The following is a 13400-nucleotide window of genomic DNA, read 5'->3' on the forward strand; positions in this document are numbered from 1 at the left end:
CTGTAGGCCTCAAGCTCGATTCAAAATCTGGACGCAATTACGCGGAGGCGTAATTGATTTTTAAAAAGGAGGTTATTGGGATGAAGAAGAAGACGACAATCCGTTTCATGGTAGGCATCACTGCAATGGTGGGTATTTTAACAGGATGCGGTGGTTCGGAGGAAGGTGGGGATCAAACAGCCTCTGCCGGAAAGAATTCAGTTGAGCTTTTAAACGTCTCATACGATCCAACGCGTGAGCTATATGAGGAGTTTAATAAAGAATTTGCTGCACATTGGAAAGATGAAACCGGCCAGGAAGTGACTATTCAGCAATCGCACGGTGGATCCGGAAAACAAGGTCGAGCGGTAATTGACGGTCTACAAGCAGATGTTGTCACACTGGCCCTTGCTTACGATATTGACGAAGTCGCCGCCGCCCGTGACCTACTAGCAGAAGACTGGCAAACTAGATTGGAAAATAACTCAACACCCTACACCTCAACGATTGTTTTCCTGGTTCGAAAAGACAATCCAAAAGGGATTAAAGATTGGGATGATTTAACGAAAAAAGATGTTTCGGTCATAACACCAAATCCGAAAACGTCAGGCGGCGCACGTTGGAATTACCTTGCGGCTTGGGCATATGCAGATAAGAAATTTAATGGAAATGAAAAGAAAGTAATAGAATTTGTCGGAGATCTCTATAAGAACGTTGAAGTACTAGATTCTGGGGCTCGAGGTTCAACGACAACTTTTGTTGAACGAGGCATCGGAGATGTATTACTAGCTTGGGAGAATGAAGCCTTCCTAACGTTAAATGAACTTGGAAAAGGTGAATTTGAAATTGTCGTCCCGTCACTTAGTATTTTAGCGGAGCCGCCAGTTGCAGTAGTGGATAAAATCGTCAAGAAAAAAGGTACAGAAGAGGTCGCACAGGCCTATCTGGAATACTTGTATACAGAAACTGGACAGGAAATTGCTGTGAAGAACTACTATCGTCCACGTGACCCAGAGATATTAAAAAAACATGCAGATTTATTCCCAGAGATTAATCTCGTTACAATTGACGATGATTTCGGTGGATGGAAAGAAGCTCAGGAGAAGCACTTTAGTGATGGAGGCACCTTCGATGAAATCTATTTACAGTAGTGAATCTACGTAATGAATCCAACAAATAAATTAGAGTGATTGAACAACATTTAATTACAGAAGTGAAGGTGAAAGAATGGCGAAGAAATGGAGATTTAAGAAACATAGTATACTGCCGGGATTCGGGCTGTCTCTCGGATTCACGACACTGTATCTCAGCTTGCTCGTTTTACTTCCGCTCTCCATGGTCTTCATTAATACATCATCAATGGGCTGGACAGATTTTTGGGCAACGGTAACAGAACCGCGCGTTGTTGCATCATACAAACTAAGCTTTGGTACCGCATTTGCAGCGGCTTGTACCAATCTGGTATTCGGTGTGTTGATAGCCTGGGTACTCGTTCGATATTCGTTCCCAGGCAAGCGAATCATTGATGGATTGGTAGATTTACCATTTGCGCTTCCTACGGCTGTTGCAGGTATCGCATTAACAACACTGTATACAGAGGACGGCTGGATCGGTCAGTTTTTATCGTTTAAAGTAGCGTTTACGCCGCTCGGTATTACGATTGCCTTAACATTTATCGGCTTGCCATTTGTGGTACGGATGGTACAGCCGGTTCTTCAAAATCTTGAAGCGGAAATGGAAGAGGCATCTGCTATTTTAGGCGCGAATCGCTTTCAAACGTTTGCTCGAGTGATTGTTCCAGAAATTTTGCCAGCAGCGCTGACAGGTTTTGCTTTGGCATTTGCCCGCGCGATTGGTGAGTATGGTTCTGTCGTGTTCATAGCAGGTAATATGCCGATGAAGACTGAGATAACACCGCTTATTATTATGACAAAACTGGAACAATATGATTATGCTGCTGCGACAGCAATTGGGGCAGTCATGCTCGTTTTCTCATTTGTGCTATTACTATTTATTAACGGAGTACAATGGTGGACAAATCGGAAATTAGTTCATAATTAGGAGGGGATTCCATGGCAGAACAAATTCAGATGCAGTTGGGTAGTAAGAATGTGAGTAAACGGACTACAGAAGAACAGCCTTGGATTCGAATTCCACTAATTGCGATTGCGCTTGGATTCTTATTGTTATTTCTGGTATTACCGCTTGTCGCCATCTTTATAAAAGCTTTTGAAAAGGGAGCAGGCGTCTATTTAGCTGCAATTTCAGATCCTGACGCACTTTCAGCAATCAAATTAACGTTGCTTGTCGCCATACTTACAGTGCCACTGAACGCGATTTTTGGACTTGCGGCCGCATGGGCAATTACTAAGTTTGAATTTAAAGGTAAAAGCCTTTTAATCACACTGATTGACTTACCGTTTGCGATTTCACCGGTTATTGCAGGTCTCGTTTTCGTTCTATTATTCAGTGCGCATGGGTTGTTCGGTGAATTTTTATTTCAAAATGATATTAAAATTCTTTTCGCCGTTCCGGGCATTGTGCTTGCCACATTGTTCGTCACATTTCCGTTTGTCGCACGTGAACTAATCCCACTTATGCAGGCGCAAGGCTCGGCAGAAGAAGAGGCCTCCTTAACACTGGGAGCGGGGGGGATGAAAACATTCTGGCATGTCACGTTACCGAATATTAAATGGGGATTATTATACGGAATTATACTTTGTAGTGCGCGCGCAGTCGGTGAATTTGGTGCTGTCTCGATTGTTTCGGGGCATATTCGCGGTCTTACGAATACGATGCCATTACATATTGAAATTTTGTACAATGAATATCAATTTTCGGCGGCGTTCGCTGTTGCATCTCTTATGTCCATTTTAGCAATTCTAACGCTCGTCTTGAAGAATTTCATTGAATGGAAAACAAGTAAGCAGGGATAGAAAAGGAGGTCTCTACATGAGTATTAAAATAGAAGAAGTGTCAAAGAAGTTTGGCTCGTTTGATGCGTTAAAAGATATTAACCTTGACATAAAAACAGGAGAGCTCGTGGCATTGCTTGGACCATCTGGATCGGGTAAAACGTCGCTACTGCGCATAATTGCAGGCCTTGAGGAGGCGGATCATGGTGTCGTGTTATTCGGTGAGGAAGACATGACCCATATTCGCACGACCGAACGAAAGGTCGGCTTTGTTTTTCAGCATTATGCCCTGTTTAAACATATGACGGTTTTTGAAAACGTGGCATACGGATTGAAAGTGCGACCCAAAAAAGAACGTCCGACTAAAGCTGAGATTACTGCGAAAGTGAATGAATTGCTTGGGCTTGTGAAGTTAGACGCATTTGCTAAGCGTTATCCATCCCAATTATCGGGTGGGCAAAGGCAGCGTGTTGCACTAGCCCGAGCGCTTGCAGTGGAACCGAAAGTACTATTGTTAGATGAACCCTTTGGTGCGCTCGATGCAAAAGTACGGAAAGAACTGCGACGTTGGTTGCGTAGATTGCACGATGAATTTAATATTACGAGCATCTTTGTGACGCATGATCAGGAAGAGGCGCTTGACGTGGCGGACCGGATTGTTGTTATGAATGAAGGGAAGATTGAACAAATTGGCACGCCAGAAGAAGTTTATGATCATCCAAATAGTCCATTTGTCTATGATTTCCTAGGAAATGTGAACTTATTCCATGGGCGACTGCAAAATGGCAAGCTCCTCAATGTCCATGTCGATATGGGTGCGGCTGACCTAGATAGTGCTGAAAACAAGCTGGCTGTTGGTTATGTTCGGCCACATGATGTGACGATTGAGCGAGAGGGAACAGATACGGAAGCGGTTAAAGCGAAAGTTATCCATGTACATGTCGTGGGGCGCACTGTCCAAGTTGAGCTAAAACGACATGATAACGATCAATTTCTCGAAGCCGAATTGACGAAAGAGAGATACAGGGAGCTTAATGTGAAAGCAGGTGAAGATGTTTATATCAAACCGAATCAGCTGCGTGTTTTCATTCCGGAAGACTTCTCGATTTAGGTTTGCTCGCAGATTGAGCCCGACTTGTAGAGTATATTTTGATTGCTTTGGATTGAACAACTTCTATACCATTATCGGAATGTCTAAATAAGTAGGGATGCGACGAAGTCGCATCCCTACTTATCATTTTCGGTAATCGTATGGTGGTTGTTCATCCGTCGCTCTCAAAAAGTACTCTACAAGTAGTGCCGAAGCTTTTTGGGATGAAAGAATAGATTGCTTTTCACCTGGAGAAAAGCGGCCAAAGATAAAGTTTTGGCTGCTCAAGCCTTCTACTATTGTGTCTCTATTTTTATTTTTTTCTTATAAAGTAAAGCAGAGAATCCAATGTATAACGTGCAAGAGTGCCCGAAATTCCATCTTCGGGCACTTACACTCTTTATAGAAGCTCATCTATTCTTTTCTTTAAAAGTATCTGCATTTTTCACTTGAATATTATAGGAACGCGGTAGGCTAATATTCACAACAGGATTAGCGTAAAGAGTGTGTCTAGAAGTGACGAAGTCACTTCTAGACACACCTGCCCCTCGGTAAAACGGTCATGATTAATTAGCCGAAAGCGGGCCGGAAATAGTCCAGTGAAATGGTGATTTTCAGGTCTTCTTGCTACCTAACAATTTCAAATACCTAGCGATCCAAACAACTTTACACGTAGTGCTCATTGTATAGTTATTCCTCCTTCACATCTATATATAATCAAATATTCACAATAGACTAATATAATTGACTGTACTGCTTTCCCAACATAAACTTAATGAAAACGTTTCTCTTTCTGGAATCATATAATAGAGGTAAAACAACTGCAGTCATTCAATGCTTTGGTACTATGCAACCGTTCCCGACAATCAAAAGGGGGTTTTTTGATTGAAGAAAAATGTATCATAAATAATCCTTAAACGGAGGGGTGTAGTCAATGATCAGGAACTTCAAAGATCGCATCAATGAACTTGAAGGGGAAGAGTTTCCGTCAAAGACCTATCGGAAAATGGTACTACAACCGGCTTATGATGAAGCGAAGAAATACTTCCTTCGTTCAATGATCCAAATCCATGCGGCGCATTTGAAGATGTTGGAGGAGCAAGGGATTGTTAGCCCGGAAGATGCGATCGTGATTGGAAAAGCGGTCCATGCGCTGGACGTGAATTATTACAGCACGGATCATTACAATCCATTGTTTGAGGATCTATTTTTTCGCATTGAACACGATTTAATAGAGGACGCTGGGGAGATTGCGGGTAATTTACATATTGCCCGCAGTCGGAATGATATGGGAATCGCGATTTATCGCATGACGTTGCGTAAAAAGCTGCTTGAACTAATGAGTGAGATGCTTGCTTTAAAAGATGCGCTGATAGAGTTTTGCGAAGAGCATATCGATACGGTCATGATTGGCTATACACACACACAACAAGCGCAGCCGACGACGCTCGCTCATTATTTGAAGGCGGTCATTGATCAATTAGGTAGAGATTTTAAGCGTGTTCAATCGGCATTTGGAACGGTAAACCGCAGCAGTATGGGGGCGGCGGCATTGACGACCACAGGATTTGACATCAGTCGTGAACGGATGAGAGATTTACTTGCCTTTGACGATATTATTGAAAATTCGTGGGATGCCGTTGCTGGTGCAGACTATATTACAGAATCCGCCAGTGCGGTCCAACTTTCCGCACTGAATCTGGGGCGCACGGTTCAAGATTTCTTGACGTGGGCGACACAGGAATTCAACGTTTTCACTCTAGCGAATCCGTATGTTCAAATCAGCTCGATCATGCCGCAAAAGCGCAACCCCGTTTCGATTGAGCATATGCGCTCATTGCTGTCAGCGGTCGTTGGGGATGCAAATACGGTTCTGACGATGGTTCATAACACGCCGTTCGGAGATATTGTCGATACAGAGGATGATATGCAACCATTTCTATGGAAAGCAATTGACCGCCTGATTGGTATTTACCAGTTGTTTGGCAGTGTTGTACTGACGATGCACGTCAATAAGCAAAAATTGCTCGAACGGGCGGAGGGCAGTTTTGCAAATGTGACGGAGCTTGCGGATACACTCGTTCGTTCAGAAGGAATTACGTTCAGACAATCACATCACATCGTCAGTAATTGCGTGAAAGCATTGATGAATGCGGGCCAAGAATCGTTAATGAGCTTAACGTGGCAGGTAGCGAATGAACAGGCGCTCCTTATATTAAATAAAAACCTTAAAATCTCAGTAGAAGACTTCAATGCAACACTGCGGCCGGAGCATTTCATAGCGATTCGGACAATTTACGGGGGACCTTCTGCAGAAACGATGAAAGCTTCCCTTGAACAATCCAGGATATTTGCAAAAGATGCTATGCAATGGCTAAACGAAAAAGAACGAGCAATCCTTGATGCCGAAATTCAGTTGGAGACATTTAAAACTGACTGGAGTGAGGCATGATGGATGAAGTGATTGTCGCAATCGACGGGGGTGCTACGAAAACAGCGTTAACCGTTCGAAAAAGTACGACTACTTTACTAGAATTAATAGGGGAAGGCACTAACTACCAGACGTCGGGCGAGGAAAAAGTGAGAGAAGTTCTCACGGGTTTATTGGCAGAAGTGCGAAAGACTCTCCCCGATTTGCAAGTGACAATCGCAGTTTTTGCAATCGCGGGTATTGATTCAAAACCAGATGAGCAAATTGTACGGGGAATTGTGGAGGAAGTGATTCAAACACAGGGGCTGCGCGTAGGGAAATTGATTGTCGAAAATGATGCACAAGCTACGATGCTTGGAGCAACAAAGGGGGAACCCGGCGCCCTACTCATTTCAGGGACAGGCTCAATTGCGTTTGCACATAACGGAAAAGGTGAAATTGTCCGGTCCGGGGGCTGGGGTCACCGCGCGGGGGATGAAGGAAGTGGATACTGGATTGGCCGTGAAATATTGCGTGCGCTTTTCAGAATGGAAGATGGAAGAGGTTCATTTACTTCATTGAAAAAGGAAGTATTGAAAGAGTTGAAGTTGAATTCCGTTCAAGACGTTGCCGGATGGCTATTTAACCCAGATTACACTGTAGATAAAGTCGCTTCGCTTTCACGTGTTCTTTCTCAGTGTGTACAGCAAGGGGACGAAGTGGCAGTGGAAATCATGAAGGGAGCGGCAATCGAGCTTGCTAGATTGGTTTGGTCAGTAGTACGCAAAAGCGGCCTAGAAAACATGAAATGCACTGTATATTTGAATGGCGGCGCTCTTATCCATTCCGATAGACTCATCAATGAACTCAAAAAACATGTAGATGCAGCGTTACCCAGGTGTACGCTTGTAGTTTCGAAAAAAGATCCGATTGAGTTTATTGTAGAGCGAGGTTGGATGGGGTTGAGTGGGTAACGGTTACAAAAGGAGTTACCGTATTGAACTTAAGCTTTTATCAGTATAGTAAAGAACGCCATTTCACGAGTAGAAAAGGTTTTCTCATCTGTGGTGCATTTGTATGATTTTTACGTTTTGTAATGAGTTCCTTCTATATGACTGTCGAAAAACTAACCAGGTATGGGCGGGATACCCTATAAGAGTCTGTTCACTTCGGCGACAGACGAATTGTCTGGCGGCCAAATGCAACGCGTCTGGATCGCGATGGCCTTAACGCAAAAAAACCATTTATATTGTTAGATGAACCGACTACTTATCTGGATATTTATTACTAATACGAGTTATTGGAATTGATCAAGGGCTTGAATCGTGAACACGACATGTCGATTGTCATGGTTTTACACGATATCAATCAAGCGATCCGTTACAGTGATATCATTATTGCGATGAAAGATGGACAAATTGTGTCTAAAGGAACACCGAGTGAAGTCATTACTGTGCAAACTGTAAAAGAGATTTACGGTGTTGACGTAGTCGTGAAGAATGATAAAGAAACAGGGATGTATATCATTCCTATAGGGATTTAAATTGTATGGGCGACTGTTGCTCGCCAAAGTAACCACTCTAGGAAATACTTCTGGAGTGGTATTTTTATTGTCTAGATTTCAGCCGATAGCTTTCTGAGCCCACTGGAAAAGTCATAATATATGGGGATGAATTAGATATCCCGCTAATACCGCTTCAGCGCTTCGTGGTAGCCGAAGCCGCGCCTTCGCTGGATAGTCTTTGTAAGAAGGTGTATTTCGTTATCGGGGATTAAATCTGCAACTTGTGAGAATTCCTTCTACGAATAAAATTATCGTGAAATAGTAACCGAGATATAATTTCATTCTATATATCTCAAAATCAGTATATAATCCACACCCTGAATTGCACTCCCTCAATAATGAACACCCTAGCGAAGGCGCGGCAAAGGGGTAGCCGAAGCCATGAGACTGGATGCGAAGCGTTAATCCAGGCTCATGGCCAGAGGCATCCCCAAAGCGCCAAGCGGTCTATAATCCACACGCCGAATTACAACTCACTCTCAATAATGTGCACCCTAGCGCAAGCGCGACAAGGGGTAGCCGAAGCCATCCCCAAAGCGCCAAGCGGTCTATAATTCACACACCAAATTGCAACTCACTCTCAAAAATGTGCACCCTAGCGAAAGCGCAAAAAAGGGTAGCCGAAGCCATGAGCCTGGATGCGAAACGCTAATCTAGGCTTATAGCGAAAAGCATCCCAAAGAGCCAACAAATCTACAATCCACACACTAAATCACAACTCTCTCAATAATTTACAATCCCAGGAATTTGAGTTTTTATACTTCTAGAAAAGCACCCATCGCGGAAGAAATCATTGAAAACTGAATTCGTGAAAAATAAAATAAAAGTTTTAAAAATGTGCTATATGCGATATATCGCGCTATAGCAGGCGTGAAAGCGGATACATAAAAATTCATTATTTGTAATTAGCTAATAATTTTAAAAACACTGTTGACTCCAGTGGATATACATTATATGATGACATCAATCCAATTCAGTTCGTGATTCATTTCACAAACTACATAACCTAGACAGCAAGAAAAACAGACGTACCACATGTAAGTGATTTGACAGGGAGTGAACACAAATGGAAAAACCAATGAGAAGTGACATGATTAAAAAAGGTGTAGATCGTGCACCACATAGAAGTCTACTGTATGCTACGGGCGTTAGAATGAAAGATATGCACAAACCTTTCATCGGTGTTTGTAACTCCTATATTGATATTATTCCAGGCCATATGCATTTGAACAAATTCGCAGAAGTCGTCAAAGAAGCAATTCGTGAAGCAGGAGGTATCCCGTTCGAGTTCAACACAATCGGTGTTGACGATGGGATTGCAATGGGACATATCGGAATGCGCTATTCATTGCCAAGCCGTGAACTCATCGCTGACTCAGCAGAAACGGTTATCAACGCTCACTGGTTCGACGGCGTGTTCTACATTCCAAACTGCGACAAAATTACGCCAGGCATGTTGATGGCAGCAGTTCGAACGAACGTCCCATCCGTATTCGTCTCAGGCGGACCGATGGAAGGCGGCGTATCATCAGATGGTAAGCCTCTCTCACTCGTATCCGTATTCGAAGGTGTTGGTGCTTACAAACAAGGTACGATGACAGCTGAAGAGCTGCTAGACATTGAACAGAGTGCATGTCCTACATGCGGATCTTGTTCAGGAATGTTCACAGCGAATTCCATGAACTCGTTAATGGAAATGCTGGGAGTGACAGTTCCGGGTAACGGAACGATCGTTGCCACTTCGGATGAACGACATAGACTCATTAAAGAAGCAGCGGAACACCTTGTTCGCATGGTGAAAGAAGATGTTAAACCGCGTGACATTATAACGAAAGAAACAATCGATGATGCATTTGCACTTGATATGGCAATGGGCGGTTCTACAAACACAGTCCTCCATACACTGGCAATCGCACACGAAGCAGAAATCGAATACGATGTTCGTGATATCAACAAAGTTGCTGAACGGATTCCGTATTTATCCAAAATTAGTCCATCCTCTGACTACACAATGCATGACGTTCATCTTGCGGGCGGTGTCAGTGCAATTATTAAAGAGCTCTGTGAAATCGAAGGAGCCGTCAGTCCAAACCGGATGACGATTACTGGTAAATCGCTTTATGAAAACGTAAAAGATTCACATATTCTCAACGATGAAGTCATTCGACGTCATGATAATGCATACAGTCCTGTAGGTGGTTTGTCTGTCCTATTCGGCAATATCGCACCAGACGGCGGTGTCATCAAAGTAGGAGCCGTTGATCCTTCCATTAAAGAGTTCCGAGGTAAAGCCATTGTGTTTGAATCTCAGGAAGATACGCAAGAAGGCATCGACAACGGAACGGTAAAAGAAGGCGACGTTGTTGTAATCCGTTATGAAGGTCCAAAAGGTGGACCGGGAATGCCGGAAATGCTTGCACCAACTGCAGCGATTGCAGGACGTGGGCTGGCAACCAAAGTTGCACTCATTACAGACGGACGATTCTCAGGAGCGTCCCGTGGTATCTCGATAGGCCATATTTCACCGGAAGCGGCTGAAGGTGGACCAATCGCGTTAGTCGAAGATGGTGACATCATCAATATCGATTTAACAAACCGAACAATTGAACTCGAAGTCTCTGACGAAGAATTAGAAAAACGTAGAGCAAACTTAAAACCATTCGAACCTAAAATTAAAAAAGGCTATTTGGCCAGATATTCAGCGCTTGTCACATCTGCAAGTACAGGCGGCGTCATGAAAATCTAATAGATTAAAATCAATGATGGGGCAAAAGTAATTAGAACCTGTATTCCCAGAGAGTCGGTACCGCTGGAAGCCGACAATACACCTAATTGCGACATCACCCCGGAGTGGATTGCTGAAAGTTAAGTAGGCAATCCCGGGCGCAGAGAAATCGGTGCTCGTTATATAAAGAATAGACCTAGTCTATTCACGAGACAGCTAGATTGCTGTGAACAAGGGTGGTACCATGAAAAGTTTTTTCATCCCTATGTAAAGAAGAGTTTCTTTGCGTGGGATGAAAAGACTTTTTTTATTGAAAACAAAGAGCGGCCGTATAGATGCAAGCCCGAGCATTCGGCCATTCGTAGATTGGATAACAAAAGTAAAAGTAAGGAGGAGTTTACAGATGAATGCTGAAGTTCAAACGAAGCAAGCAATACAGGAAATGGAGCTAGAAACTGTATTTGAACCACAACCGATAGAAAAAGTGAAAGATGGGTCAGCTGTTCTTATTCAAGCCTTAATAGACCAAGGTGTCGAAGTGATTTTCGGCTACCCTGGAGGGGCAGTTCTCCCAATTTATGATGCATTGTATCAAAACCCCATTTCCCACGTGCTTGCACGTCACGAACAAGGCGCGATTCATGCGGCTGAAGGGTATGCACGTGTTTCAGGAAAACCCGGAGTTGTCATCGCCACATCCGGACCGGGAGCGACGAACTTGGTAACAGGAATTACGGATGCAATGATGGATTCATTGCCACTTGTCGTCTTCACGGGTCAAGTAGCAAATACAGTCATCGGGACGGATGCTTTTCAAGAAGCGGATATTATCGGAATCACACAGCCAATCACAAAGCATAATTATCAAGTGAATGATGTAGCCGACTTCCCAAGAATTATCAAAGAAGCTTTCCATATTGCATCAACAGGACGTCCGGGACCAGTACTTGTGGATGTTCCAAAGAATATTGCAACTGCACTCTTCATCCCAACCGATGACATGAATATTGAAGTGGATTTACCGGGTTACCAGCCGACAACGACTCCGAACTTTTTACAAATACAAAAGGCGGCAGAAGCTATCTCCAAGGCGAAAAAACCTCTTATCCTAGCGGGTGCGGGTATCCTACACGCTCAGGCGATGGACGAATTGGTGGAACTGGTGGAAAAACATCAAATTCCAGTTACAAATACACTTTTAGGTCTTGGCGGTATCCGAGGTGACCATGAACTATTCCTCGGAATGGCTGGTATGCATGGAACGGTTACATCCAATATGGCCATTAATCAGTGTGATGTACTGATCAATATCGGCGCACGTTTCGATGATCGACTAACAGGAAATCTTGAAACATTCGCTCCGAACGCAAGAATCATCCATATTGATATTGATCCTGCTGAAATCGGAAAGAATGTACCAACAGAAATCCCAATCGTAGCCGATGCAAAAGAAGCGTTGCAAGCATTATTGAAACAACAATTTGATTCTCCAGATACAGAAAACTGGTTCAAATATTTGAAAGATTCAGCTGAACAGTATCCGTTATGGTACGAAGAAGATGTTGAAGGCGCTGTTCTTCCACAACAAGCACTTGAAATCATCCACAGAGTTACAAAAGGGGATGCAATCGTTACAACAGACGTCGGGCAGCATCAGATGTGGACGGCGCAATACTATTCACTGAACAATCCGGATCATTGGGTGACATCTGGTGGTCTCGGTACAATGGGCTTCGGCTTCCCAGCTGCAATTGGTGCACAAATCGCCAAACCGGATGCACGCGTACTTGCAATTGTTGGAGATGCTGGTTTCCAGATGACGGCTCAGGAGTTGTCTTTGTTACAAGAAATGCGGATACCGGTCAAAATCATCATACTCAACAATGGCTGTCTCGGAATGGTACGTCAATGGCAAGAAACGTTTTACGAAAGCCGCTATTCACAGTCATTGATACCAGTTCAACCTAACTTTGTGAAATTAGCAGAAGCATACGACATTAAAGGCTATCGGATAGACACATTGGAAGAGGCAGAGGCGGTATTCCAAGAAGCACTGCTTTCTGATGAACCCGTCCTCATCGATTGCCGCGTGAAACAGCTGGAAAACGTCTATCCTATGGTTGCACCTGGTAAAGGATTACATGAGATGGTCGGGGTGAGAAAAAAATGAGAAGAGTTATTACTGTAACAGTTATCAACCAAAGTGGCGTGTTAAACCGTGTGACCGGCTTGCTGATGAAAAGGCAGTTCAATATTGAAAGCATGACAGTCGGTCACACCGAAATTCCTGGCAGATCAAAAATGACGTTCATCGTGAATGTGGAAGATGAACAGAAAATTGAACAGCTTGTCAAACAACTGCAAAAACAGATTGATGTCCTTAAAGTCAATGACATCACAGACAAAGCAATTGTCATGCGAGAGCTGGCGCTGGTGAAAGTCATTTCACCGCCACATGTCAGAAGTGAAATGAACAGCATCATCGAACCATTCCGGGCGACAGTCATTGACACTGGGAAAAACGTCGTAACGTATCAAGTGACTGGTAATCCAGAGAAAATTGAAGCATTTATCGACCTCCTTAAACCCTATGGCATTAAGGAATTAACACGAACGGGTGCCACGGCATTTGTTCGGGAAACACAAAAAATCCAATCACCCCAGCTATCTATTTTAAAGTAAGAAAAGCGCAGGGCGGTTGGAGTGTAGACAGCAAT

Annotated in this window: 9 protein-coding genes, 1 pseudogene and 1 other annotated feature; all 10 genes and pseudogenes read left to right on the plus strand. The window is 43.6% G+C overall.

The features are described 5' to 3' along the window. Positions 1-80: 80 nt before the first annotated feature. The 10 genes and pseudogenes from AC25Y5_RS13030 (at position 81) to ilvN (ending at position 13365) form a co-directional block, all read left to right on the plus strand. Positions 81-1130, plus strand: coding sequence for a sulfate ABC transporter substrate-binding protein (locus AC25Y5_RS13030; RefSeq protein WP_488140677.1), 1050 nt, complete (start codon positions 81-83; stop codon positions 1128-1130). A gap of 76 nt (positions 1131-1206) precedes the next feature. Next, entirely contained in the window at positions 1207-2040 is an 834-nt protein-coding gene (gene cysT / locus AC25Y5_RS13035; protein ID WP_488140678.1) for a sulfate ABC transporter permease subunit CysT, read from the plus strand. An 11-nt stretch (positions 2041-2051) separates the two neighbouring features. Continuing rightward, entirely contained in the window at positions 2052-2915 is an 864-nt protein-coding gene (gene cysW, locus AC25Y5_RS13040) for a sulfate ABC transporter permease subunit CysW (RefSeq protein ID WP_488140679.1), read from the plus strand. A 16-nt stretch (positions 2916-2931) separates the two neighbouring features. Next, a complete protein-coding gene (locus tag AC25Y5_RS13045; RefSeq protein WP_488140680.1) occupies positions 2932-4005 on the plus strand; it encodes a sulfate/molybdate ABC transporter ATP-binding protein in 1074 nt (357 codons plus the stop codon). Between the two features lie 913 nt (positions 4006-4918). Beyond that, positions 4919-6436: an argininosuccinate lyase gene (gene argH, locus AC25Y5_RS13050; protein ID WP_488140681.1), complete on the plus strand. Its 1518-nt coding sequence runs from the start codon at positions 4919-4921 to the stop codon at positions 6434-6436. After that, a complete protein-coding gene (locus AC25Y5_RS13055) occupies positions 6436-7368 on the plus strand; it encodes an N-acetylglucosamine kinase (RefSeq protein ID WP_488140682.1) in 933 nt (310 codons plus the stop codon). Before argH ends, AC25Y5_RS13055 begins: the two co-directional genes overlap by 1 nt. Before the next feature lie 137 nt (positions 7369-7505). Beyond that, positions 7506-7937 (plus strand): annotated as a pseudogene (locus tag AC25Y5_RS13060) (ABC transporter ATP-binding protein); the annotation flags it as partial. Positions 7938-9036: 1099 nt separating this feature from the next. Next, positions 9037-10704, plus strand: coding sequence for a dihydroxy-acid dehydratase (gene ilvD / locus AC25Y5_RS13065; protein WP_482102195.1), 1668 nt, complete (start codon positions 9037-9039; stop codon positions 10702-10704). 4 nt (positions 10705-10708) lie between these two features. Continuing rightward, positions 10709-10951, plus strand: a binding site (T-box leader). 135 nt (positions 10952-11086) lie between these two features. Then, positions 11087-12853 (plus strand): acetolactate synthase large subunit, encoded by a 1767-nt coding sequence (gene ilvB, locus AC25Y5_RS13070; protein WP_488140683.1) that lies wholly within the window; start codon positions 11087-11089, stop codon positions 12851-12853. Further along, positions 12850-13365 carry an acetolactate synthase small subunit gene (ilvN, locus tag AC25Y5_RS13075; RefSeq protein WP_482102111.1) on the plus strand — a complete coding sequence of 172 codons (516 nt, stop codon included), beginning with the start codon at positions 12850-12852 and terminating at the stop codon, positions 13363-13365. Before ilvB ends, ilvN begins: the two co-directional genes overlap by 4 nt. The last annotated feature ends 35 nt before the right edge of the window (positions 13366-13400 follow it).

The organism is Sporosarcina sp. Y1011 (genome assembly GCF_057669885.1).

Excerpts from the sequence above, each read along its gene's own strand:
- ilvD (WP_482102195.1), top strand. The coding sequence starts at position 9,037 with ATGAGAAGTGACATGATTAAAAAAGGTGTAGATCGTGCACCACATAGA.
- AC25Y5_RS13030 (WP_488140677.1), top strand. The coding sequence starts at position 81 with ATGAAGAAGAAGACGACAATCCGTTTCATGGTAGGCATCACTGCAATG.
- AC25Y5_RS13045 (WP_488140680.1), top strand. The coding sequence starts at position 2,932 with ATGAGTATTAAAATAGAAGAAGTGTCAAAGAAGTTTGGCTCGTTTGAT.
- cysT (WP_488140678.1), top strand. The coding sequence starts at position 1,207 with ATGGCGAAGAAATGGAGATTTAAGAAACATAGTATACTGCCGGGATTC.
- cysW (WP_488140679.1), top strand. The coding sequence starts at position 2,052 with ATGGCAGAACAAATTCAGATGCAGTTGGGTAGTAAGAATGTGAGTAAA.
- ilvN (WP_482102111.1), top strand. The coding sequence starts at position 12,850 with ATGAGAAGAGTTATTACTGTAACAGTTATCAACCAAAGTGGCGTGTTA.
- ilvB (WP_488140683.1), top strand. The coding sequence starts at position 11,087 with ATGAATGCTGAAGTTCAAACGAAGCAAGCAATACAGGAAATGGAGCTA.
- AC25Y5_RS13055 (WP_488140682.1), top strand. The coding sequence starts at position 6,436 with ATGGATGAAGTGATTGTCGCAATCGACGGGGGTGCTACGAAAACAGCG.
- argH (WP_488140681.1), top strand. The coding sequence starts at position 4,919 with ATGATCAGGAACTTCAAAGATCGCATCAATGAACTTGAAGGGGAAGAG.